The sequence below is a fragment of the Saccharopolyspora spinosa NRRL 18395 genome (genome assembly GCF_000194155.1).
GTDB lineage: Bacteria > Actinomycetota > Actinomycetes > Mycobacteriales > Pseudonocardiaceae > Saccharopolyspora > Saccharopolyspora spinosa.
Genome location: NZ_GL877878.1, coordinates 290930 through 312948 on the forward strand (window position 1 = coordinate 290930; position 22019 = coordinate 312948).

Annotated in this window: 19 protein-coding genes, 3 tRNA genes and 1 pseudogene; 17 read left to right on the forward strand and 6 right to left on the reverse strand. The window is 68.8% G+C overall.

Annotation, left to right across the window (positions count from 1 at the left end; genetic code table 11):
• Window positions 1–83 precede the first annotated feature (83 nt).
• The 4 genes from SSPN_RS0101480 (at window position 84) to SSPN_RS0101495 (ending at window position 3685) form a co-directional block, all read left to right on the forward strand.
• A complete protein-coding gene (locus tag SSPN_RS0101480; protein WP_010305627.1) occupies window positions 84–518 on the forward strand; it encodes an SRPBCC domain-containing protein in 435 nt (144 codons plus the stop codon).
• Between the two features lie 5 nt (window positions 519–523).
• Window positions 524–850, forward strand: coding sequence for an ArsR/SmtB family transcription factor (locus SSPN_RS0101485; RefSeq protein ID WP_010305630.1), 327 nt, complete (start codon window positions 524–526; stop codon window positions 848–850).
• Window positions 851–1156: 306 nt separating this feature from the next.
• Window positions 1157–2794: a citramalate synthase gene (gene cimA, locus SSPN_RS0101490; RefSeq protein ID WP_010305636.1), complete on the forward strand. Its 1638-nt coding sequence runs from the start codon at window positions 1157–1159 to the stop codon at window positions 2792–2794.
• A gap of 108 nt (window positions 2795–2902) precedes the next feature.
• The gene (locus SSPN_RS0101495; RefSeq protein ID WP_010305640.1) at window positions 2903–3685 is read left to right on the forward strand and encodes a fumarylacetoacetate hydrolase family protein; all 783 of its coding nucleotides are present in this window, start codon (window positions 2903–2905) and stop codon (window positions 3683–3685) included.
• A 332-nt stretch (window positions 3686–4017) separates the two neighbouring features.
• On the opposite strand, the gene SSPN_RS0101500 is transcribed toward SSPN_RS0101495, so the two are convergent.
• The gene (locus SSPN_RS0101500) at window positions 4018–5247 is read right to left on the reverse strand and encodes an FAD-dependent oxidoreductase (protein WP_029534859.1); all 1230 of its coding nucleotides are present in this window, start codon (window positions 5245–5247) and stop codon (window positions 4018–4020) included.
• Between the two features lie 103 nt (window positions 5248–5350).
• Between SSPN_RS0101500 and gltX the strand changes: the two genes are divergently transcribed.
• The 6 genes from gltX (at window position 5351) to SSPN_RS0101530 (ending at window position 9077) form a co-directional block, all read left to right on the forward strand.
• A complete protein-coding gene (gene gltX / locus SSPN_RS0101505) occupies window positions 5351–6847 on the forward strand; it encodes a glutamate--tRNA ligase (RefSeq protein WP_010305646.1) in 1497 nt (498 codons plus the stop codon).
• 140 nt (window positions 6848–6987) lie between these two features.
• Complete coding sequence (locus tag SSPN_RS0101510) at window positions 6988–7770, forward strand: HAD family hydrolase (protein ID WP_010305650.1); 783 nt, start codon at window positions 6988–6990, stop codon at window positions 7768–7770.
• A gap of 170 nt (window positions 7771–7940) precedes the next feature.
• Window positions 7941–8012: transfer RNA gene (locus SSPN_RS0101515), tRNA-Gln, on the forward strand.
• A 33-nt stretch (window positions 8013–8045) separates the two neighbouring features.
• Window positions 8046–8118: transfer RNA gene (locus tag SSPN_RS0101520), tRNA-Glu, on the forward strand.
• Between the two features lie 538 nt (window positions 8119–8656).
• Window positions 8657–8923 (forward strand): hypothetical protein, encoded by a 267-nt coding sequence (locus tag SSPN_RS56375; protein WP_010305653.1) that lies wholly within the window; start codon window positions 8657–8659, stop codon window positions 8921–8923.
• Window positions 8924–9001: 78 nt separating this feature from the next.
• Window positions 9002–9077, forward strand: a tRNA-Glu gene (locus SSPN_RS0101530).
• Between the two features lie 126 nt (window positions 9078–9203).
• Here the strand turns inward: SSPN_RS0101530 and SSPN_RS0101535 are convergent.
• Window positions 9204–9905, reverse strand: a complete 702-nt coding sequence (locus tag SSPN_RS0101535) for an IclR family transcriptional regulator (RefSeq protein WP_083821565.1) — start codon at window positions 9903–9905, stop codon at window positions 9204–9206.
• Window positions 9906–9994: 89 nt separating this feature from the next.
• Between SSPN_RS0101535 and leuC the strand changes: the two genes are divergently transcribed.
• The 3 genes from leuC to SSPN_RS0101550 all read left to right on the forward strand — a co-directional run bounded on the left by leuC (window position 9995) and on the right by SSPN_RS0101550 (window position 13034).
• Entirely contained in the window at window positions 9995–11398 is a 1404-nt protein-coding gene (gene leuC / locus SSPN_RS0101540; RefSeq protein WP_010305662.1) for a 3-isopropylmalate dehydratase large subunit, read from the forward strand.
• A gap of 180 nt (window positions 11399–11578) precedes the next feature.
• Window positions 11579–12181, forward strand: coding sequence for a 3-isopropylmalate dehydratase small subunit (leuD, locus tag SSPN_RS0101545; protein WP_010305666.1), 603 nt, complete (start codon window positions 11579–11581; stop codon window positions 12179–12181).
• Between the two features lie 232 nt (window positions 12182–12413).
• Window positions 12414–13034, forward strand: coding sequence for an HU family DNA-binding protein (locus tag SSPN_RS0101550; RefSeq protein WP_010305671.1), 621 nt, complete (start codon window positions 12414–12416; stop codon window positions 13032–13034).
• A 548-nt stretch (window positions 13035–13582) separates the two neighbouring features.
• On the opposite strand, the gene SSPN_RS0101555 is transcribed toward SSPN_RS0101550, so the two are convergent.
• From SSPN_RS0101555 to SSPN_RS50220, 4 genes and pseudogenes are all read right to left on the reverse strand, one after another.
• The gene (locus tag SSPN_RS0101555) at window positions 13583–14536 is read right to left on the reverse strand and encodes an NUDIX hydrolase (protein ID WP_044573178.1); all 954 of its coding nucleotides are present in this window, start codon (window positions 14534–14536) and stop codon (window positions 13583–13585) included.
• Window positions 14537–14581: 45 nt separating this feature from the next.
• Entirely contained in the window at window positions 14582–16888 is a 2307-nt protein-coding gene (locus SSPN_RS0101560) for an RNA degradosome polyphosphate kinase (RefSeq protein WP_044572455.1), read from the reverse strand.
• A gap of 102 nt (window positions 16889–16990) precedes the next feature.
• On the reverse strand, window positions 16991–17623 hold the full coding sequence (gene cofC, locus SSPN_RS0101565; protein ID WP_010305684.1) for a 2-phospho-L-lactate guanylyltransferase: 633 nt from the start codon (window positions 17621–17623) through the stop codon (window positions 16991–16993).
• A 76-nt stretch (window positions 17624–17699) separates the two neighbouring features.
• Window positions 17700–17921, reverse strand: a pseudogene (locus tag SSPN_RS50220) (IS200/IS605 family transposase); the annotation flags it as partial.
• Between the two features lie 284 nt (window positions 17922–18205).
• Here SSPN_RS50220 and SSPN_RS62400 point away from each other — a divergent pair.
• From SSPN_RS62400 to SSPN_RS0101585, 4 genes are all read left to right on the forward strand, one after another.
• Window positions 18206–18454 (forward strand): zinc ribbon domain-containing protein, encoded by a 249-nt coding sequence (locus SSPN_RS62400; protein WP_420187918.1) that lies wholly within the window; start codon window positions 18206–18208, stop codon window positions 18452–18454.
• Between the two features lie 193 nt (window positions 18455–18647).
• Window positions 18648–19424, forward strand: a complete 777-nt coding sequence (locus SSPN_RS0101575; protein ID WP_010305692.1) for a lysophospholipid acyltransferase family protein — start codon at window positions 18648–18650, stop codon at window positions 19422–19424.
• Window positions 19411–20418: an NAD(P)H-dependent glycerol-3-phosphate dehydrogenase gene (locus SSPN_RS0101580; protein WP_010305696.1), complete on the forward strand. Its 1008-nt coding sequence runs from the start codon at window positions 19411–19413 to the stop codon at window positions 20416–20418. The genes SSPN_RS0101575 and SSPN_RS0101580 overlap by 14 nt, the downstream gene beginning before the upstream one ends.
• Window positions 20419–20605: 187 nt before the next feature.
• On the forward strand, window positions 20606–21712 hold the full coding sequence (locus tag SSPN_RS0101585) for a cystathionine gamma-lyase (RefSeq protein WP_010305701.1): 1107 nt from the start codon (window positions 20606–20608) through the stop codon (window positions 21710–21712).
• The last annotated feature ends 307 nt before the right edge of the window (window positions 21713–22019 follow it).

The window sequence follows — 22019 nt, forward strand, 5'->3', positions numbered from 1 at the left end:
GACCCGATGTGCAACCGGCGAGTTGCATCAAATCGCGAGTGGTGCAACCCTGGGGTTGCACATTCGTTGGATTGGAGTGACTCATGGTTTCGGACCGGATCGAACGCGAGATCGTCATCGAGGCACCGGCGGTGCAGGTGTGGGCGGCCCTGCTGGAGCCCGAGTTCTGGCTCGGCGAGGCGGACCCGACCGGTGTCGAGGTCGTCGCGGGCAGCCGGCTGGTGTCGGAGCACACCGAGTACGGCCGGTTCCCGCAGCTGATCGAGAAGATGGTCCCCAACCGCTACCTCTCGTACCGCTGGGCGAGCGCCTTCCCCGGCGACGAACCAGCGGAGGGAAACTCGACGCTTGTCGAGTTCACGCTGGTCGAGGAGGGCGGGAGCACCCGGCTGCGCGTGGTCGAGAGCGGCTTCGCGGCGCTCGCCGCGTCGGAGGCGCAGCGGCGTGGCGCGGTCGACGACAACACCGGCGGGTGGGAGCAGGTGCTGGACGAGCTCAAGCAGAAGGTGGAGAAGTAGCAGGCGTGACGGAACGCGGTGACGTCGACGAGGTCCTGGCGGCGCTGGCCGACCCGACCCGGCGGCAGCTGGTGGACTTGCTCGGGGAACGCGGTGAGGCCAGCGCGACGGCGCTGGCCGCCGCGCTGCCGGTGTCGCGGCAGGCCGTCGTCAAGCACCTGGCGGTGCTGGAGAACGCGGGGTTGGTGACGGCCCAGCGGGTCGGCCGGGAGGTCCGCTTCGCGATCAGGTCGGAGCCGCTGGAGACGACGGCGCGCTGGTTGGCGTCCCGCGCCGCGCGATGGGACCGACGCCTGGCGGCGATCAAGCGCCGCGCCGAATCCGGGCAGTAGGCCTTCGCCGAAGCCGGAAGGCGCTGACCGAAGGGGAGTTCGCGCTGGCCTGCGTCGAATTCGGTTCCTGGGGCGGCAGGCGCTGACGTCGCGCCCGGATGGTGAGAATTCACGGTCACCTGGTGATCCGGCGGTGCGTTGTGGCAGCATGGGTGCGTGGCTTTCAACAGCGTGATCATTATTGGCGAGCGCGCCGGGTAGACGACTCCGCACCCCGGCGCGCTGACCTCTCGCATCTGCGGGGGGTCTTTTTTGTTGCCTGCGCTGCCGCTGCAATCCATCTCAGACGCCGACGGGAGAAAACCAGTGACCCGCACCAACCCGGCCGGAACGCCGCTGGGCGACGACTTCCACGTGTACGACACGACCTTGCGGGACGGCGCGCAGCGCGAGGGAATTTCGTATTCGGTCACCGACAAGCTCGCGGTCGCGCGGCTGCTGGATTTCCTGGGCGTCGGCTTCATCGAGGGCGGCTGGCCCGGCGCGCTGCCCAAGGACACCGAGTTCTTCCACCGCGCCGCCGACGGAGAACTCGATCTCCAGCACGCCGCGCTGGTGGCCTTCGGCTCCACCCGCCGCGCCGGGACCAAAGTGGACGAAGATCAGCAAGTTCGGGCGCTGCTCGATTCGCGGGCCCCGGTGGTGACCTTGGTGGCCAAATCGGACCGGCGGCACATCGAGCGGGCGCTGCGCACCGACGTGGCCGAGAACTGCGCGATGGTGGCGGACACCGTGCGCTACCTGGTCGGCGAGGGACGCCGGGTGTTCCTCGACGCCGAGCACTTCTTCGACGGCTACGCCTTCGACCCCGACACCTCGCTGCGCGTGCTGGAATCCGCCGCGAACGCGGGCGCCGACGTCGTCGTGCTGTGCGACACCAACGGCGGGCAGCTGCCGCTGCAACTGGCCGAGACGGTCGGCGAAGTCGTATCGCGCACGGGATTGCGCGTCGGGATCCACTGCCAGGACGACACCGGATGCGCGGTGGCCAACAGCATCGCGGCCGTGCAAGCCGGTGCGACGCACGTGCAGTGCACCGCCAACGGCTACGGGGAGCGGGCGGGGAACGCGGATCTGTTCGCCGTGATCGGCAATCTCGCCGCGAAACTGGAGATGCCGGTGTTGCCGGAGGGAAAGCTGCGCGAACTGACCAGGGTTTCGCACGCGCTGGCCGAAATCGCCAACCTGGCACCTGACACGCACCAGGCCTACGTCGGCCAGTCGACCTTCGCGCACAAGGCCGGGCTGCACGCGAGCGCGATCAAAGTGGACCCGGAGCTCTACAACCACATCGACCCGGCGGTGGTGGGCAACGCGATGCGGGTGCTGGTCACCGAAATGGCCGGGCGCGCCAGCCTGGAGCTCAAGGGCGCCGAGCTCGGTCTCGACCTCACCGAGTCGCCGGCCGCCATCACGGGGGCGGTGCGCCAGGTGAAGGAGCTGGAAGCCCGCGGCTGGTCCTTCGAAGCAGCCGACGCGTCGCTGGAACTGTTGCTGCGCCGGGAAATGGCCGCCGCGGCCGACAGCGAGCCGGTCGATGCGCCGTTCGAGCTGGAGTCCTACCGGGTGGTGCTAGACCACCGCTCGGACGGCGACGTGGTCTCCGAAGCGACTGTCAAGGTGCACGTCGCGGGGGAGCGCGTGATCGCCACCGCAGAGGGGAACGGGCCGGTCAACGCCCTCGACGCGGCGCTGCGCAAGGCGTTGGTGCCGCACCTGCCGTGGCTGGAAACCGTCGAACTGGCCGATTACAAGGTCCGCATCCTCATCGACGCCCCCGGCACCGACGCGGTCACCCGGGTGCTCCTGGAATCCCGCGACGGCGAGGAGGAGTGGACCACTGTGGGCGTGCACGGCAACATCGTCGAAGCGAGCTGGCTCGCGCTCTGCGACGCGCTGGTGTACAAGGCCTTGCGGCGCAACGCGATCAGCGCCCGCGGCTGATCGCGTCGCGGTGACCCGGCCGGGGAATGGGTGAGGGGCACCCGCGCCCAAGTATGTTTGTCACGGGTGCCCTCACCCGAAGTCCACAGTTGATCCCGGAGGTTCGTCTTGCGCTTGGCACGTGTCGCCCACTCCGACGGGGTGTCCTTCGTCGCACTGGAGCCGGATCCGGCCGCACCGCAGGAGAAGGTGCTCGCGGTCGAGATCGACCAGCACCCGTTCGGCGACCCGACGTTCACCGGTCGCAAGTGGCCGATGGCAGATGTCCGGCTGCTCGCCCCGATCCTGCCCACAAAGGTCATCTGCGTGGGCAAGAACTACGCCGAGCACGCCCGTGAGATGGGCTCGGAACCACCGGCGAACCCGGTGATCTTCATGAAGCCGTCCACCTCGGTGATCGGCCCCAACGCCGCCATCAAGCTGCCGCCGAACTCCGAGCGGGTGGACTTCGAGGGCGAGCTCGCCGCCGTCGTCGGGCAGCCGTGCAAGGACGTGCCGGAGGCCCGGGGCACCGAGGTGCTGCTGGGCTACACGATCGCCAACGACGTCACCGCGCGCGACCAGCAGAAGGCCGACGGGCAGTGGACGCGGGCCAAGGGCTACGACACGTTCTGCCCGCTGGGCCCGTGGATCGACACCGCGGCGGACCCGGCGGACCTCAAGATCCGCACCGAACTGGACGGCGAGCTCAAGCAGGACTCGCGCACCTCGCTGCTGCTGCACGACGTCGCGGCGCTGGTTTCGTGGATCTCGCGGGTTATGACGCTGCTGCCGGGAGACGTGATCCTCACCGGTACCCCGGCCGGCGTGGGCCCGATGCGGGTGGGCCAGACGGTGTCGGTGTCCATCGACGGCCTCGGCACCCTAACCAACCCCGTTCAGCAGGGTTAGAAGAGCGGGTTTCCGGGCCCGTTTCGCGCAGCCGATCCGGGTACCGGAACCCCAGGCACCACCCGGTCTCCGGGCTCCGCAATTTCCATTTGAAACTGCACCCCAGTTCAGCAGGGCTAGAAGAGCGGGTTTCCGGGCCCGTTTCGCGCAGCCGATCCGGGTACCGGAACCCCAGGCACCACCCGGTCTCCGGGCTCCGCAATTTCCATTTGAAACTGCACCCCACACACGGCCCAGTCCGTCCCCAGTTTCAATGAGCGTTTTTCATCCTGGTCGATCCGCAGCCGTCGTGACGCGAGGTCGTCGCATACGCCGAAGGCGCATCGCTGTTGTCAGCGGAGGGCGGCCTTCGGCGGGCGTTCCCGGACCGCTCCGTAGGCGAGGACGTACGCGGGGATCCTGCGCAGCCACGGGGCGTTCGAGACCGCCCGCAGGGGGAGCGGCAGGCGCGCGGCGTTGCCGAAGTCGATCTCTCCGCGCAGCGCCGGGGAGATCACGTTCTCGTGGATCACGCGCTGTAGCCGCTGGATCAGCACCGTCGTCGGCCAGCGCCGCCGTTGCACCGCCGCCACGTGCTTGCGCTCCAAGCGCCCGTTGCGCAGCGGCTCGGCCAGGTGGCGCGCCGCCGCGACGGCGTCCTGCACCGCCAGGTTGATCCCGATGCCGCCGACCGGTGACATCGCGTGCGCAGCGTCGCCGATGCACAGCAGGCCCGGCACGTGCCACTTGCGCAACCTGTCCAGGGTCACGTGCAGCAGCTTGACGTCCTCCCAGCTCTGCACGAGGTCCCGCCCGGCCAGCCACGGGAAGAAGCGGACCAGACGCTCGTTGAACTCCTCGATGGGCCGCTTGCGGCCCTCCTCGTCGGTGCCCTTGCCGATGATCGACGCGGCCTGGAAGTAGTCGCCGCGGTCGAACATGATGGTGAAGGTGCGTTCGCGGATCAGGCCGATGCCGCCCGCCAGATCGCCGGTCTGCCGCGGAATCCGGAACCACCGAACGTCCATCGGCGTAGGGAAGTCCTGCAGGCCGAGCTCCGGCATCTCGCGCACGAGCGACTTCCGCCCGTCGCAGGCCACCGTGATGGTGGCGCGCAGCTCGCCGGTCCCGCCGTCGGCGGTGCGGTAGCGCACCCCGTTGACCCGGCCGCGTTCCCGGATCAGTTCCGTCGCCTCGGTGTTCATCCGCAGGGTGAACGCCGGCTCCTTCTTGCCGGCGTCGGCCAGCATGTCCAGTAAGTCCCACTGCGGGACCATCGCGATGTAGTTGTACTTCACCTTCAGCGACTTGAAGTCCCCGAAGGTGAACAGCTCGCCCGCCTGACCGATGGGCAGCCGCACCTGGTTCAGGCGGCGCTGCGGGAGTTCGGCGAACCGCTCGGCCAGGCCCAGGTCGTCGAGGAGTTGCAGCGTGGTGGGGTGCACCGTGTCGCCGCGGAAGTCCCGCAGGAAGTCGCCGTGCTTCTCCAGCACGGTCACCTCGACGCCGGCCCTGGCCAACAGCAGCCCCAGCACCATCCCCGCCGGTCCGCCGCCGACCACGCAACAGGTGGTTCGTTTCATTGCGATCCCCTCCAGTTTTTCAACGGTTGTTGAATAAAGTCAGAATGCCTTGCCCGGATGCGCCCGTCAACCGGCGACGGCGAGTGGCTAGGCTTGATGTGTTATGAGCACGCCAGAAGCCGCAGCAAAAGTCGACGCCAGGCCCGTCCGAGCCCGGTTCTGCCCCTCGCCGACCGGCACCCCGCACGTCGGCCTGATCCGCACGGCCCTCTACAACTGGGCGTTCGCCCGGCACAACAAGGGCACCCTGGTGTTCCGCATCGAGGACACCGACGCCAGCCGGGACACCGAGGAGTCCTACCAGGCGATCCTCGACGCGCTGCGCTGGTTGGGCCTCGACTGGGACGAAGGCCCCGGTGTCGGCGGACCCTACGGCCCCTACCGGCAGAGCGAGCGGCGCGACATCTACGCCGACATCGCCCAGCGACTGCTGGCCGCCCGCGAGCTCTACGAGTCCTACTCCAGCCCGGACGAGATCGAAGCCCGCCACAAGGCGAAGGGGCGCGATCCCAAGCTGGGCTACGACAACTACGACCGCGACCTCAGTGACGAGCAGCTCGCGGCCTTCCGCGCCGAAGGCCGCAAGCCCGTGCTGCGGTTGCGGATGCCCGGCCGTGACATCACCTTCACCGACCTGGTGCGCGGCGAGATCACCTTCCCCGCTGGCAGCGTCCCGGACCCGGTCCTGGTGCGCGCCAACGGCGACCCGCTCTACACCCTCACCAACCCGGTCGACGACGCGCTGATGCACATCACCCACGTGCTGCGCGGCGAAGACCTGCTGTCGTCCACGCCCCGCCAGATCGCGCTCTACGAGGCGCTGCAGCGCATCGGCGCCACCGACTTCACGCCCGAGTTCGGCCACCTGCCGTTCGTCATGGGCGAGGGCAACAAGAAGCTCTCCAAGCGCGACCCGCAGTCCAACCTGTTCCACCATCGCGACCGGGGTTTCCTGCCCGAGGGCCTGCTGAACTACCTGGCGCTGCTCGGGTGGTCCATCTCCGACGACCGCGACGTGTTCGGCCTCGACGAGATGGTCGACGCCTTCGACATCGGCCGGGTCAGCGCAAACCCGGCGCGCTTCGACCAGAAGAAGGCCGACGCGATCAACTCCGTGCACCTGCGCGCCCTCGCACCCGACGACTTCGTCGACCGCGTGGTGCCCTACCTCATCCAGGGCGGCGTGCTCCCGGCCGAGCCGACCGAGCAGCAGCTCGCCACCGTGCGCGCCGCGGCGCCGCTGGTGCAGGAGCGGCTGATCGTGCTCTCCGACTCGGTCGGCATGACGGCCTTCCTGTTCGTCGGCGACGACTTCGCGCCCGAACCCGCCGCTGCCGAGAAGGCCCTCGGCGAAGACGCCAAGCCGGTCCTGGCAGCCGCCATCAACGCCCTCGAAGCGCTGCCGGAATGGACCACGGCAGCCATCGAGCAGGCGCTGAAGGACTCCGTCGTCGACGGGCTCGGCATCAAGCCCCGCAAGGCCTTCGCGCCGGTGCGGGTGGCGATCACCGGGCGCACCGTGTCGCCGCCGCTGTACGAGTCGATGGAACTCCTCGGCCGCGACATCTCCCTCGAACGCCTGCGGAAGGCCCTCGGCTGAACCAGTGAGCTCCGGCACGAGGTCGTGGGTGCGCTCGTACCCACGACCCCGTGCCGCCAACCGGACTCAACCGAAACAAGCCAACAGGATCACCAAATTGGCCGAGTCGGACGCAGCGGGTGAATGCCTAGCCTCTCGGGGTGACATCCGCGCCTGAAACTTCGACCATCCACGAACTCGGCCAGATCAAGGCGGTCTGCCTCGACCTCGACGACACCCTGCTCGACAGCGGCAGAGCCGCGCGGCACGCCCTGCGGGAACTCGTCGGCACCGACCGCGCCTGGCCGGTGTGGCACCGCACCACGGACCAGCACTACGCGCGGTTCGTCACCGGCGAGATCGACTTCGACGTGATGTGCGTCGAACGCACCCGGGCATTCTTCGCGGCCTTCGGCGAAGAACTGGAAACCGCCGAAGCCGCCCGCCGCGAAACCCTGCGCATGGCCGCCATGCAGCGCGCCTGGACCCTGTTCGACGACGCCCGGCGCTGCCTCGACTGGCTGCGCGCCAGCGGCCTCCAGCTCGCCGCGATCACCAACGCCCCCAGCGGCTACCAGCGCAAGAAGATCGCCGCCGTCGGCCTCGCCGGCGCCTTCGACGCGCTCGTCATCTCGGCCGAGATCGGTGTGGCCAAACCGGACCCGCGCATCTTCCACGCCACCTGCGACGAGCTCGGCCTCCGCCCCGAAGAAGTCGTCCACGTCGGGGACAAGCTCGACACCGACGCCCTCGGCGCCAGCCGCGCCGGCCTCCACGGCGTCTGGCTCAACCGCAGCGGAACCCAGGACCCGTCCGCCGGCGTGCCGACCATCACGAGCCTGGACGAACTCCCTGAACTCCTCGTGACAGACCTGCCTGCGGTACTCGTCCGTGCGGACCGCGCTCAGGCCCCGCACCGCGCCGCCGAGCTGATCCGCCACTAGCCCGCCCCGGGTCGCTGCAACCGCCGCTACCTGCGACGATCCCAAACAGAGGGGGGCGATTTTCGGTTCTCTGAAGGGATGGTCTAATATTCTTGTCAACGCGGCGGGCAGCGGCCCGGAAGCCGAACTCCTCACAGGAGATCGGAAAAGGAGCTGGCCGTCCAACACCGTGGGGTATGGTGTAATTGGCAGCACGACTGATTCTGGTTCAGTTAGTCTAGGTTCGAGTCCTGGTACCCCAGCGAGCAGATCATCTGATGATCTCTCAACAACGCGGTCCCGTCGTCTAGCGGCCTAGGACGCCGCCCTCTCAAGGCGGTAGCGCGGGTTCAAATCCCGTCGGGACTACAAGGGTGGAAGGGCCATATCTGCGGAAATCGCAGATGTGGCCCTTTCCGTTTTTTGTTTGGGGGGCCGAGCCCCCCATGCCCCCCACGGTGCGGGGGTTGCTTCCTCCTTGTCTTTGGGGCGTACCCGGCCTGGGTTTCCGACCAGCGGCCGACTTCGTCTGGGCTTTTGGTGTTGTTCTGGCTTCGTCTGGGGATTGGCGTGGGGGCAGCCTTGTCTGGGGCCTGTTCAGGTTGTGGGGTTGCTTTGTCTGTGTCTTTGGAATCGATTTTGCGTTTTGGTTCTTTGCTTTTCCTTGTGTGGTCCGGGGTTTGCGGTTTTTGGCTTGTTCTAGCGGTGGTGGTTGTTCTTTGTGCTTCTCGTGCCGCCGGTCTTTGGGTTCTTGTTGGGTGGGGTTGGCGGTACTTGGAGCGGCGAGTGGTTGTTGTCGCTTATGACGGCGCTCAGATCCTCGATGTGGCCTGTCCCATCGGGGCGTTGGAGGTCGCCGAATTCGCACGGCGCTCGCCGCTGTACGTGGCCACGGTTTCCGGGGACGGTGCGCGTTGCCCTTCCGGGACGGCAACGTCTCATTGAGGACGACCACGCGGTCCGCACGGGCGAGCGCGGCACGGTCGTCGCGATGGAGAACCCGGTGTTGGTCGACTGGATCGGCCGCGTGCACCGGCGCACGACGTGGACCGCCGCCGGGGTGTCGGCGGGGATCGGCATGGCGTACTTCCAGGCGGCCCGCCTCGCGTCGAATACGATCCGCACCCACCGTTCGACTCGGGCAACGTCGCCACGGCCGGCCCGGAACTCATAGAACTCGCCCTTCGGCGTCGGCGGTGGGGGGTGGTGTTCGAGGGGGTTCTGGGGTGTTGTAAAGTTCTTCTTGTTGCGCGGTCCCGTCGTCTAGCGGCCTAGGACGCCGCCCTCTCAAGGCGGTAGCGCGGGTTCAAATCCCGTCGGGACTACCAGCAAGTGCCCCGCTCGCAGACTCTGCGAGCGGGGCACTTCTCGTTCCGCCACCTATCAATACGTCGGCGCTGGGCGTCGTGCGCGTTCTTGGCGGTGCGGGTTCCGGCCCGCACCGCGCGTTGGGGTTATAGGCGGTTTTGGAGGGCATCTGCTGCTGCTAGCAGGTCTGCTGCCCAACGGGCTCCCGGGCGGCGGCCCATTCTGTCGATCGGGCCCGAGACCGATATGGCCGCCACCACGTTGCCTTGGGCGTCGCGGACCGGGGCTGAGACGCTTGCCACCCCCGATTCCCTTTCCGCCACGCTCTGGGCCCAGCCCCTTCTTCGGACCTCCATGAGGGTTCTCTCGCCGTAGACCGCTTCCGCCAGGACCGCTCTTTGGGTGGCGGGGTCCGACCAAGCCGCCAGGACCTTGGCTCCTGAGCCCGCCGCCATCGGGAGGGCCGTTCCCACCGGCACCGTGTCCCGCAGACCGCTCGGGGGTTCCGCCGTCGCTATGCACAGGCGTTGCATTCCGTCCCTCCTGTAGAGCTGGACGCTTTCTCCCGTGACATCCCTTAACTTGGGCAGAACCGTCGTTGCTGCTTCGAGAAGAGGATCTACCGCTCCTCCCGCCAGTTCCGCCAGAGCCGCTCCTGGGCGCCAGCGTCCGTCCGAGCCCCTTCTCAGCAGCCGGTGGACCTCCAAGCCCACTGCGAGGCGGTGCGCCGTTGCTCTTGGCAGCCCCGTACGGCTGCACAGTTCGGCTAGGCCGCACGGTTCGCTGGCCACCGCCTGGAGAACGGCCACCGCCTTGTCCAGTACTCCGATGCCGCTATGCTGTCCCACGTACCGATACTAACTTCCCGGCATCTGGGAAGTCCACTCTGTGGGAAGGCCCTTTTTCCGGGTCTCGGCAGGCTCGACTGGGAGCAACGATGGGAAAAACGCTCGCGGAGAAGGTTTGGGAAGCGCACATCGTGCGCCGTGGTGAAGGGCACGAGCCAGACCTGCTCTACATCGATCTCCACCTGGTGCACGAGGTCACCAGTCCGCAGGCCTTCGAAGGGCTTCGGTTGGCGGGTCGGCCGGTGCGCCGCCCCGATCTGACGCTGGCCACCGAGGACCACAACGTGCCCACCACCGGGATCGACCTGCCGATCGCCGACCCGGTGTCCCGGACGCAGGTCGACACCTTGCGGAAGAACTGCGAGGAATTCGGCATCCGGCTGCATCCGATGGGCGACGCGGAGCAGGGCATCGTGCACGTCGTCGGGCCGCAGCTCGGCCTGACGCAGCCGGGCACGACCGTGGTCTGCGGCGACAGCCACACCTCGACGCACGGCGCTTTCGGCGCGTTGGCCTTCGGCATCGGCACTTCCGAGGTCGAGCACGTGCTGGCCACCCAAACGCTGCCGCTGAAGCCGTTCAAGACCATGTCCATCAACGTCGAAGGCGCCCTGCGCCCGGGAGTCACCAGCAAGGACGTGATCCTGGCCGTCATCGCGAAGATCGGCACCGGCGGCGGCCAGGGCTACATCCTGGAGTACCGCGGCGAAGCGATCCGCCAGCTGTCGATGGAAGCCCGCATGACGATCTGCAACATGTCGATCGAGGCGGGCGCGCGGGCCGGCATGATCGCGCCCGACGAAACGACTTTCGACTACCTCGAGGGGCGCCCGCACGCCCCCGAGGGCGCCGAGTGGGACGCCGCCGTCGAGTACTGGAAGACGCTGCGCACCGACGACGACGCCACATTCGACGCAGAAGTCACGCTGAACGCCGATGAACTGACCCCGTTCGTCACCTGGGGCACCAACCCGGGGCAGGGCCTGCCGCTGGGCGAGCAGGTGCCGGACCCGGCGCAGTTCGTCGATGAAGGCGAGCGGTTCGCCGCCGAGAAGGCCTTGGCGTACATGGGCTTGACCCCCGGGACGCCGCTGCGTGAGGTGTCCGTGGACACCGTGTTCCTCGGCTCGTGCACCAACGGCCGGATTGAGGACCTGCGCGCCGCCGCCGAGGTCCTCAAGGGCCGCAAGGTCGCCGCGGACGTGCGGATGCTCGTCGTGCCCGGCTCGATGAAGGTCCGCCAGCAGGCGGAGTCCGAAGGGCTGCACGAGGTTTTCACCGCCGCCGGCGCGGAATGGCGTTCGGCCGGTTGTTCGATGTGTCTGGGCATGAACCCGGACCAGCTCACGCCGGGCGAGCGCAGCGCGTCGACCTCCAACCGCAACTTCGAGGGCAGGCAAGGCAAGGGCGGCCGCACGCACCTGGTCTCCCCGCTGGTCGCCGCGGCCACCGCCGTGCGCGGAACCCTGTCCTCCCCCGAAGACCTCGGCTGATAGCCGAACTCAGCTCGCGCAGGTGGTCCCTTAGCGGAACCTCAGACGCCTCCTCGGTCCGGGATTCCCGACGGGGTGGGCACCGCTGAGAACCCGCGGCTGGTCACCGTGCGTGCGGGCCAAGCGGCTGCGCCGCTTCAAGGACGAAAACTGACACCCCACCCATCAGGAGCAGTGACGATGGAACCGTTCAAGACGCACACCGGGATCGGCGTCCCGCTGCGCCGGTCCAACGTGGACACCGACCAGATCATCCCGGCGGTCTACCTCAAGCGAGTTTCCCGCACCGGCTTCGAGGACGCCCTGTTCGCCGCCTGGCGCGCGGACGAGAACTTCATCCTCAACCACGAGACCTTCCGCAACGGCAGCGTGCTGGTCGCCGGCCCCGACTTCGGCACCGGGTCGTCGCGCGAGCACGCCGTGTGGGCGCTGAAAGACTACGGCTTCAGGGTGGTCATCTCCAGCCGCTTCGCGGACATCTTCCGTGGCAATTCGGGCAAGCAGGGGCTGCTGGCGGCCCAGTGCGAGCAGTCCGATGTGGAGCTGCTGTTGGAGCTCTTGGAGAACGAGCCGGGCACCGCCGTGACGGTCGATCTGGAGCAGCGGACCGTGCATGCCAAGGACCTCACGGTGCCCTTCAGCATCGACGACTACACCCGCTGGCGGTTGCTGGAAGGCCTCGACGACATCGGTCTGACCCTTCGCCACGCCGAGACGATCGACACTTTTGAGCAAGCTCGCCCGAGCTTCAAACCGGCTACCCTGCCCGCTCGGCAGGGCTGACAGAGAAGCCTTCCGGGGGTGAGTTTTTCCCGTTGTGAAAGGAAAAACTCGCCCTCCGGGGGATAACTGAACAGTTGCTCTAGGAGCCCCGCGGACCCCGTTTCCCGGACGCGAATGCCCACGCCCCAACGAAAAAAAGAGGCGTGGCGAATGGCATTTGTTTGTCCGGGGCTTTACCGTTGACATTGAGTCGGCCCAACGGGGCCGTTGTTGTGTCCTGGGAGGGACTGAAGTGAACAAGGCCCAACTCATCGAGGCTCTGGCAGAACGCCTCGGAGACAAGAAGACCGCCAGCCAGGCTGTGGAAAGTGTTGTGGACATCATCGTTCGCAACGTCAACAAAGGCGAGAAGGTCAACATCACCGGCTTCGGGGTTTTCGAGAAGCGGGCCCGTGCCGCACGCACCGCTCGCAACCCGCGCACCGGTGAGAGCGTGAAGGTCAAGAAGACCAACGTGCCCGCCTTCCGCGCCGGCACCCAGTTCAAGGAAGTCGTGGGCGGACAGCGGAAACTGCCGCGCGTCTCCGCTGCCAAGGCGGCCACCACCCGTGGTGCCACCACCAAGACCGCGGGCGCCACCAGGGCCGCCGCCGGTACTCGCGCCAAGGCCACCACCACCACCACCAGGGCGGCCGCGACGAAGACCACGACCCGCGCCACCACCGCGAAGGCGACCGCCACCAAGGCGGCCCCGAGGCGGACCGCCACCAAGGCGACTGCTGCGAAGGCGACGCCGGCGAAGTCCACCGCGAAGCGGGCGACGACGGCCAAGGCCACCACGAAGACCGCGGCCACGACGACCCGTCCGGCTACCAAGAAGGCGACGACGACGCGCAAGTCCACGAAGAAGTGATCGCTCGCTTCCGCAGCGAGCACCAGTGGACCGAGCGGGCGGCGAGATAACCCCCACGTGGGTTACGAGCCGCCCGCTCACGGCGTTCCCGCGGTCGCCCGGTCATCGCCCCGACGTCGGGCGATGCCCGGAAACGGCCGCGAGAAGGCCGTGACCGCCGGAACTTCGGCGGTTGCGCGAGTTTCACCCGTGGGCGATGCGCAACGCCCACACGGCGCGATCAGCGCCGGACAGCGCCCGTCCAGCACCTCAGCGCGCGTGGTGCGGTGCGGGCGCGGTCGTCAGTTGGAGCCGGGGCGTCGGCGGAATACTTCGCCGGCACCGAAATTCGCCGACGCATCCGTCTCCCCTCCGGGACCTGGTCTGTTCTCCGAAGCGGCGCAGCCGCTTGGTCGCCCGCCCTCGCAGCGTGCACCGACGCGGGTTCTCCGGCTGTGCCCATCCGGTCGGGGTTCTTGGCGAGGCCAGTCCCCAGCGTGGTGAATTGGCATTCATGAGTCGGGGATCCGCCACCCGCACCGCCACGCAAGAGGAGATCGAAGAGGCTCTCAGGCGAGCGGGTCCGCGAGGTAGTCGGCCGCGGCCAGCCGCAGCGCCGGGCCGCTCCCATTACTGGAATACCGGTCCCCGCTGAACGTCAGCGTCCACACGCTGCCCTTGCGGCTGGCCACCTCGTCGAGCGGCAACCCGGCGGAATCGGCCAGCCGCGCCACCAGATCCGGGATGACGCCGCCCTGGCTGCACACCACCGCGGGGCCCGCGCCGGCCGCCACCCGCAGCATCAGGTCAACGGCCGCGTCCGGATCGCCCAGATAGCCCTCTTCGGAAAACAGCGGCTCGGTGGCAATCCCGATTCTGAGGTCTTCGGCGATCGGCGCAACCGTTTGTTCACAGCGCAGTCGCGGTGCGGAATAGATCCGGGCCGGGCCGAACAACGGCAACAGCGAATGCAATGCATCGCGCTGTTGCCGTCCCGCTTCGGTGAGGGGCCGAAGGGTGTCCTCGCCCGCCCATTCGGAGCGTTTGCCCGCTTTCGCGTGCCGCACCAGCAACACGGTCGCGGACTCGGGCGGCAACTCCTCGAATGCGTCGAGCACGCCGACGTCGTGCGGATAGCTCAGCCGGCCCCGTGCCTGGTCGGTACGCAGCCAATGCAGTTCGTCCACTTCGTCGTTCGGCGCGAAGACCCCGTCAGCCGCCCGGGCGGTGAAGTAGTCGACCACCTTCGGCGCGCGGCCACCGCCGGATTCCGGGACGGAGTAGTTCACCCGCGTCAGGAAACGCGACAGCACGCAGGAAAACCCGGTCTCCTCGGACACCTCGCGGACCGCCGCGTGCGCGGAGAGTTCGCCGGGGTCGAGCTTGCCCTTCGGCAGCGACCAGTCGTCGTAGCGGGGCCGGTGCACCAGCGCTACTTCGGGACCGTCGCCGCCATCGCGCCAAAGCACCGCACCGGCCGCCCGGACCGGGGTAGGCGGTGCGTCGACTGGTTCGTCGTCGATTCCGCCGGGCGCCGGCTGGTTCTCGGTCACGCTTATCTTCCTCAATCAGGACACCTTGGCGCCGTGCAGGCGCAGCATTTCCGCTTGGTGATCGCGAACTTGCTCTCCGCTGCGCGGCGACGCCTCCCAATCGCCCTTCGCGTTGAGCACCCAGCAGCGGGTGGCCGGGTGCAGCGTCGAATCCAGCATCGCGTCGAGCTGCTGGGTGAGCTTGGTGTCGGTGACCTGCACCTGGGTTTCGATCCGCCGGTCCAGGTTGCGGTGCATCATGTCGGCGCTGCCGATCCAGTGCTCGTCGATGCCGACGAAGTGGAACACCCGGGAATGCTCAAGGAAGCGCCCCAGGATCGAGCGCACCTCGATGTTCTCGCTCAGCCCCTCCACGCCGGCCTTCAGCGAGCAGATCCCGCGCACCACCACGCGCACCGGCACACCGGCCAGCGAAGCCCGGTACAGGCCGTCGATGATCTGCTCGTCGACCAGCGAGTTCACCTTCATCCTGATGCCGCACGGCAAACCCTGCCGGGCGCGCTCGATCTCGGCCTCCACGCGCTCCACGATGCCGTTGCGGATGCCCTGCGGCGACACCAGAATCCGGCGGTACTGGCCGTGCCGGGCGTAGCCGGTGAGCACGTTGAACAGGTCGGTGAGGTCGGCGCCGATCTCCGGGGAGGCCGTCAGCAGGCCCAGATCCTCGTATATCCGCGCGGTCTTCGGGTTGTAGTTGCCGGTGCCCAGGTGGCAGTAGCGGCGGATCGCGGAACCCTCCTGGCGCACCACGAGCGCGGTCTTGCAGTGCGTCTTCAACCCCATCAGGCCGTAGACGACGTGCACCCCGGCGCGCTCCAGGGTCCGCGCCCACTGGATGTTGGCCTGCTCGTCGAACCGCGCCTTCAACTCCACCAGCGCCACCACCTGCTTGCCCGCTTCGGCGGCGTCGATGAGGGCGTTGACGATGGGGGAGTCACCGGAAGTCCGGTACAGCGTCTGCTTGATGGCCAGCACGTGCGGATCGGCTGCGGCCTGCTCGATGAACCGCTGCACCGACGTGGAGAACGAGTCGTAGGGGTGGTGCACCAGCACGTCGCCCTCGCGCAGCGTGGAGAAGATGCTCTTCGGCGTCTGCCCCTCGGCGAACGCCGGGTGCGTCGCGGGCACGAACGGCGACTCCTTGAGGTCCGGGCGCTGCAACCGGTCCAGCTGGAACAGGCAGGACAGGTCCAGCAGTCCCTTGACCTCCACCACGTCGTGCTGGTCGACCTCCAGTTCGCGCAGCAGGAGTTCGAGCATGTTCTCGCTCATCGTGTCGGTCACTTCCAGCCGCACCGGCGGCCCGAAGCGGCGGCGCGCGAGTTCCCGCTCCATCGCCTGCAGCAAGTCCTCGTCGCGGTCCTCCTCGACCTCCAGGTCGGCGTTGCGGGTGACCCGGAAGATGTGGTGCTCGGCGACCCGCATCCCGGGGAACAGCTTCCCCAGATGCGCGGCGATGAGTTCCTCCAGCGGCAGGAACGTGGCGCGCTCGTTCTCCCGGTCGGATTCGACGCGGATCAGTCGCGGCACGTTGTCCGGCACCTTGACGCGCGCGAAGCGCCGCAGCCCGGCGTCCGGGTCGGCGACGGTGACCGCGAGGTTCAGCGACAGCCCCGAGATGTACGGGAACGGGTGCGCCGGGTCGACCGCCAGCGGCGTGAGGACCGGGAAGATGTGGTCCTCGAAGTAGCGGGTCAGCTTGGCCTGGTCGTCGTTGTCCAGCTCGGACCAGCGCAGGATCCGGATGCCGTGCGCCGCCAGCTCCGGCAGCAGGTCGTCGAGGAAGACCCGGCCCTGCGTCTCCACCAGGTCCTGGTTGCGGGCGGAGATACGGACCAGCTGTTCGTGCGGGGTGAGCCCGTCGGCGCTGCGCACCGAAAGCCCGGTTTCCTCGCGGCGCTTCAGCCCGGCCACCCGGACCATGTAGAACTCGTCCAGGTTGGACGCGAAGATCGCGAGGAACTTGGCGCGCTCCAGCACCGGCTGCGAGCGGTCCTCGGCGATCGCCAGCACCCGCGCGTTGAAATCCAGCCAGGACAGTTCGCGGTTGAGGTAGCGGTCCTCGGGCAGGTCGGTGGTGGCAGCCGCGCGGGTCACCGCAGGCGGGGCCGCCGGAACCCGGGTTCCCTCGGAGTTCGTGATCTGGTCCGCCTCCGGGGTGGCCGCGGTGCTGGCTGCCGGTGCGTCGGCAGCGACGGGATTGCCGGCGTGGCGACCAGGGCGTGGCGTCCGGTGCGCGGACCGGCCGTTGGAGGTTCGCTTGGCGGGCTGCTTCGGGACCCTGTCGCTGCTGTCGGTGCTCACCAGCCCATTGTCACTCATCACGGCGTTCTGAATCGACCTCTGACGTGGCCGTGTGACGTTCGCGGTCTTGTGGTGAACATTCCCGTACGGGTCCTTGAACACCAAGTGGGCGAGCGTTGCTCAAGCGATCCGGCGGGCCGTGTTCGGGCCGAGACCAAGCGTCACCGCGACGGCCAGATCGGCCTCGGTGTCCACGTCGCAGCGCAGCGAGTCCCACCCGCCCACGAGCGTCTTCGCCCCGGACCCGGCGTGCGCGTCGGCGGAGCCGGGCCCGAAACAAGGGGCAAGCGGTTGGCCGGGCACGGCCAGCAGCAGCGTGGTGCCGGTGCCTTGCCGGTCGGGGCAGAACGCGCGATCGTCCCCGGCGGCGCTGATGGCGGAGGCGAGGTCGGCGGGCCGCAGCGCGGGCAGATCCGCCTGCAACGCCCCGACTCGCGAGGTGGCGGTCCGCTGCCGCAACTGGGCGTCGCCGTGCCGCAGCGCGGCGTTCAGCCCGGCGGCAGGGGTGTCCACGAGCACCTCGATTCCCTCGGCGGCGAACGCCTCGGTGAGCGTCGGGTCGGAGGTCACCACCACGACTCCGGCGACGCCCGGCGCCTGGCGCGCAGCGGTCACTGTGTCCAATGCCACGGCTGTGACCAGGTCGGCGTGCGCGGCCAGCTGGCGCGCCCCCCGGTCGGCCGCGCCGAGCAGCCGCGACTTCGCCAGGTGCAACGGCTTGATCGGCACGATGAGGAACAACCCTGCGGTCACCGAAGAAACGTAGCGCAGATGCCCTGCCCTTTAGGGCGGGGAGGAAGCGCATCAACTTCGTGTTTGAACCGACCACTCAAACAGCGGGACGGGCTCGCCGTTCGATGTACTGCCGCACCACGGAAATCGGTGCGCCTCCGACCGACCCGCCAAAGTAGGAGCCCGACCACAACCGGACACCTCTCCTGTACGCGAACCGCAGGTCTTCGAACTCTTTGCGCAACAGCCGGGAGGATACTCCCTTGAGAGAGTTGACCAGTTTCGACGCCGCGACCCCTGATCCACATGGCAGCAGCAGCGAAGACCGAGGGGACCGGGCACGCCCGGTACACCTATCAGCTTCGTTTATCGTCGGTGGCGTTGAAGGACGTCAACGCCCGGTTGCCGATGCGGCAGCGGGCAAGGATGCCGAAGTTCGCCCGCCAGCGTTGGGACACGGTCCGTCACTGGGCTAGGCGCGTGGTGACCGAGCACGATGCGATCGCGGTGGAGGACTTCCGTCCGAAATTTCTTGCGAAGACCACGATGGCGAAGAAGGCGGCTGATGCTGCGATCTCAGCCACGAAGAACGAATTGATCATGATGGGGCGCAAGCACGGCCGAGTGGTGGTGCTTGTCGATCCGAAGCACACGACGATGGACGGCGCAGCGTGCGGGGCGAGAACCAAGCACGCGCTGCCGCTGTCGGAACGAACCACCTGTACCGCGTGCGGACACGTCTGTCCGAGAGACACGAACTCCGCGCGTGTGATGCTGGTCCGGGCTGGGCTGTACCCGGCTGGTGTTGAGGGCGCAAGACCTCCCGAGGCGCTGCCTCGGGAGGCTGCCTGAGCCAGGAATCCCACTACGTCTGGAGACGAGGGACGAAGAATCCCCCCGCCTTCAGGCGGGCGAGCAGTCAAGGCGCCATCTTGCCGCGCCGCCCGGGTGCGGCACCGCATTCGGTTCGGCCGTGCGGGATGTCCGGTCGCCCGGCCCGGCAGGTAACTTGTCGGGGCGCTTGCGACCAGTTGAAGGAGATCCCGTGGCGGAACCGAAGAGCCTCCGGCGCCAGCGGAGGCAGACCAGCGAAAAGGCGCAGGGCATGGGCAAGTTCTGGCTCGGCCTCGCCCGCGGGGTCTTCTACCCGCTGACCGCGGTGCTGGCCCGCAACGAGGTGACCGGGCTGGAGCGCATCCCCGCCGAGGGGCCCGCGCTGCTGGTGTTCAACCACGTCTCCCACCTGGACCCGATCTTCGACGCTGTGACCGTGCACCGCGCCGGCCGGGTGCCGCGGTTCCTCGCGAAGAACACGCTCTGGAACGTGCCGGTGCTCAAGAGCGTCCTGGTCGGCGTCGAGCAGATTCCGGTCTACCGCGGCACTGCCGACGCGCAGAAGAGCCTGCAGGACGCGCACGACGCCCTGCAGCACGGCAAGACGATCGTGATCTACCCGGACGGCACCATCACCAAGGATCCGGACGGCTGGCCGATGACCCCGAAGGTCGGGGTGGCGCGGCTGGCGCTGGCGCACAACATCCCGGTGATCCCGGCGGCCCGCTGGGGCACCCGGGACATCTACGACCACTACGAGAAGAAGTTCCGGCCGTTCCCGCGCAAGACCGTGCGAATCGCCTTCGGCGAGCCGCTGGACCTGTCGGCCTACCGCGGCATGGAGCACGACACGCACGCGCTGCGGGAGGTCGCGCACCTGGCGATGACGCGCGTGCGGGATCTGCTCGGCGAGATCCGTGGCGAGCAGCCGCCGGCCGAGTTCTACAGCTCCTCCCGCAAGAGCCGGGGTGACGATGGCGAGGCCTGAGCGGATCACGGTCCTCGGCGCCGGTTCCTGGGGCACCACGTTCGCGAAGGTGCTCGCCGATGCGGGCAATGACGTCGTCCTGTGGGCGCGGCGCGCGGAGATCGCCGCGGCTGTCAACGAAACCCGCAGCAACCCCGCGTACCTAGCGGAGATCCAGCTTCCTTCGACGCTGCGCGCCACCGACGACGCGGCCGAAGCCGTCCACGGCGCGAGCGCGGTGGTGCTTGCGGTGCCCAGCCAGACGCTGCGCGAGAACCTAGCCGGGTGGCAGCCCCTGCTGCCGCCGGAAGCGACGCTGGTGAGCCTGGCCAAGGGCGTGGAGCTGAGCACGCTGAAGCGGATGAGCGAGGTTGTCGGCGAGGTCGCCGACGTGCCGATGGAGCACGTCGCGGTCGTATCGGGGCCCAACCTGGCCAAGGAGATCGCCGCCGAGCAACCGACCGCGACCGTGGTGGCGTGCCCGGACCACGACCGCGCAGTCGCGCTACAGCAGGCTTGCTCGACGCCGTACTTCCGGCCCTACACCAACACGGACCTCGTCGGCATCGAGATCGCCGGGGCGTGCAAGAACGTGATCGCGCTCGCGTGCGGGATGGCCGCCGGGTTGGGGTTCGGGCACAACACCATGTCCTCGCTGATCACCCGCGGCCTGGCCGAGACGACTCGGCTCGGCGTCGCGCTGGGCGCCGACCCGATGACGTTCGCGGGCCTCGCGGGGCTGGGCGACCTGGTCGCCACCGCCATGTCGCCGCTGTCGCGCAACCGGACGTTCGGCGAGCGGCTGGGGCGCGGCGAAACCATGTCACAGGCGCAGGAGGCGGCGCACGGACAGGTTTCCGAGGGCGTGAAATCGTGCTCGTCGATCCGGCAGCTGGCGGCGCGACACGGCGTCGAGATGCCGATCACGGACGTGGTGCACCGGGTCTGCCACGAGGGACTCGCACCCGCCCCGGCGGCCGCCGAACTGCTCGGCCGCGAGCGCAAACCCGAGTGAACCCGCGCGAGGTCCCATTGCGCGCGGCCGTCTTCGAAACCGCCCGTGCACGCGAACGGGCATCGTCGCGGATCCTCGGCGAGGCTTGGACGTGCGTGCTCCGGGGGCGAGGTTCCCGGACCACCGGCGCGGAACGGGCCTGAGAGGCCCGGTTCGGACGCGCACGGCAGCAAGAGGCAGGAGAGTCGTGACCACATCGGATCTTGGCGACGGCACGCGGTGCGTGCGCGGTGGGCATCCGGAACCGGCCGGCGGGACGCCGCTGCTGCCGGGGCCGGTCTTCGCCGCGCCGTTCCACCTGGGTGAGGACGTCCAGGGCAGCGATTTCTACGGCCGGGCGGGCAATCCCACCTGGCGGGCGCTGGAGTCGGCCATCGGCGACCTCGACGGCGGCCACTGCGTCCTGCTGCCGTCCGGCATGGCGGCGATCAGCACCCTGCTGCGCGCGGTGCTGATCCCCGGCGACGCGGTGGTCCTGCCCAGCGACGGGTACTACGCGACGCGCCAGTTCGTGAGCGACGAGCTGAGCGACCTGGGGCTCGACGTCCGGGAGATCGACACGCCGGGCCCCTGGCACGACGACGTGTTCGCCGGGGTTCGCCTGGTGCTGCTGGAAACCCCGTCGAATCCCGGGCTGGACGTGTGCGACATCGCGGAGCTCGCCGACCGCGCACACGCCGCGGGTGCGCTGCTGGCGGTGGACAACACCACGGCGACGCCGCTCGGGCAGCGACCGCTGGAGCTGGGCGCGGACATCGTGGTGGCCAGCGACACCAAGGCGCTGTCCGGGCACAGCGACATCCTGATGGGGCACGTGTCGGTCAGCGACGAGGAGCTGGCGCAGCGGCTCGTGCGGGCGCGGACGCTGTCCGGCTCGATCCCCGGCCCGTTCGAGACCTGGCTGGCGCACCGCAGCATGGGCACGCTGGACCTGCGGTTGGCGCGGCAGGCCGAGAACGCCGCCGCGCTCGTCGAGGCGCTGCGCGGGCACCCAGCGGTTTCCGGGCTGCGCTGGCCCGGCCTGCCTGGTGATCCGTCGCACGATCTCGCACGGCGGCAGATGCGCCGCTGGGGCGGGGTGTTCCGGTTCGAGCTGGCGGATGCGGCGGCGGTCGACGAGTTCGTCCGGCGCAGCGAGCTGGTCGTGGCGGCGACGAGTTTCGGTGGCCTGCACAGCACGGTCGACCGCCGGGCCCAGTGGGGCGACCCGGTGCCGGAGGGCTTCGTCCGGTTCTCCGCGGGCTGCGAAGACCCCGCGGACCTGGTCGCGGACGTCCGGCAGGCCCTCTCCTGACGCCCGCGGGTTCCGGCGAATGTCCACAGTGTCCAGCGGGATGCGGTGAGCGGGGAAGACGCCAAGGTCGAGTAGATCCGCAACCTGCTGGAAGCCCGTCGTTCGACCTCGCCAGACAACTGCTCGCGCCGCTCCTCGCGACCTGGCCGGACCACGTCGGCCGCTGGCAGTTGCAGGCGATCGCGCCCTCTGGCACGCCCACCGCGCCCGCGACTTCAAACCGGACTCCGCGCTGGAGCACTGCGTGATCGGCATGGACCTGCTGTCGATGGGCGGCCGGGCGGCGGCTCGTTAAGCCCGTGAACCG

Excerpts from the sequence above, each read along its gene's own strand:
- SSPN_RS0101480 (WP_010305627.1), top strand. The coding sequence starts at position 84 with ATGGTTTCGGACCGGATCGAACGCGAGATCGTCATCGAGGCACCGGCG.
- SSPN_RS0101580 (WP_010305696.1), top strand. The coding sequence starts at position 19,411 with ATGGCGAGGCCTGAGCGGATCACGGTCCTCGGCGCCGGTTCCTGGGGC.
- leuC (WP_010305662.1), top strand. The coding sequence starts at position 9,995 with ATGGGAAAAACGCTCGCGGAGAAGGTTTGGGAAGCGCACATCGTGCGC.
- gltX (WP_010305646.1), top strand. The coding sequence starts at position 5,351 with ATGAGCACGCCAGAAGCCGCAGCAAAAGTCGACGCCAGGCCCGTCCGA.
- SSPN_RS0101560 (WP_044572455.1), bottom strand. The coding sequence starts at position 16,888 with ATGAGTGACAATGGGCTGGTGAGCACCGACAGCAGCGACAGGGTCCCG.
- leuD (WP_010305666.1), top strand. The coding sequence starts at position 11,579 with ATGGAACCGTTCAAGACGCACACCGGGATCGGCGTCCCGCTGCGCCGG.
- SSPN_RS0101500 (WP_029534859.1), bottom strand. The coding sequence starts at position 5,247 with ATGAAACGAACCACCTGTTGCGTGGTCGGCGGCGGACCGGCGGGGATG.
- SSPN_RS62400 (WP_420187918.1), top strand. The coding sequence starts at position 18,206 with ATGGGGCGCAAGCACGGCCGAGTGGTGGTGCTTGTCGATCCGAAGCAC.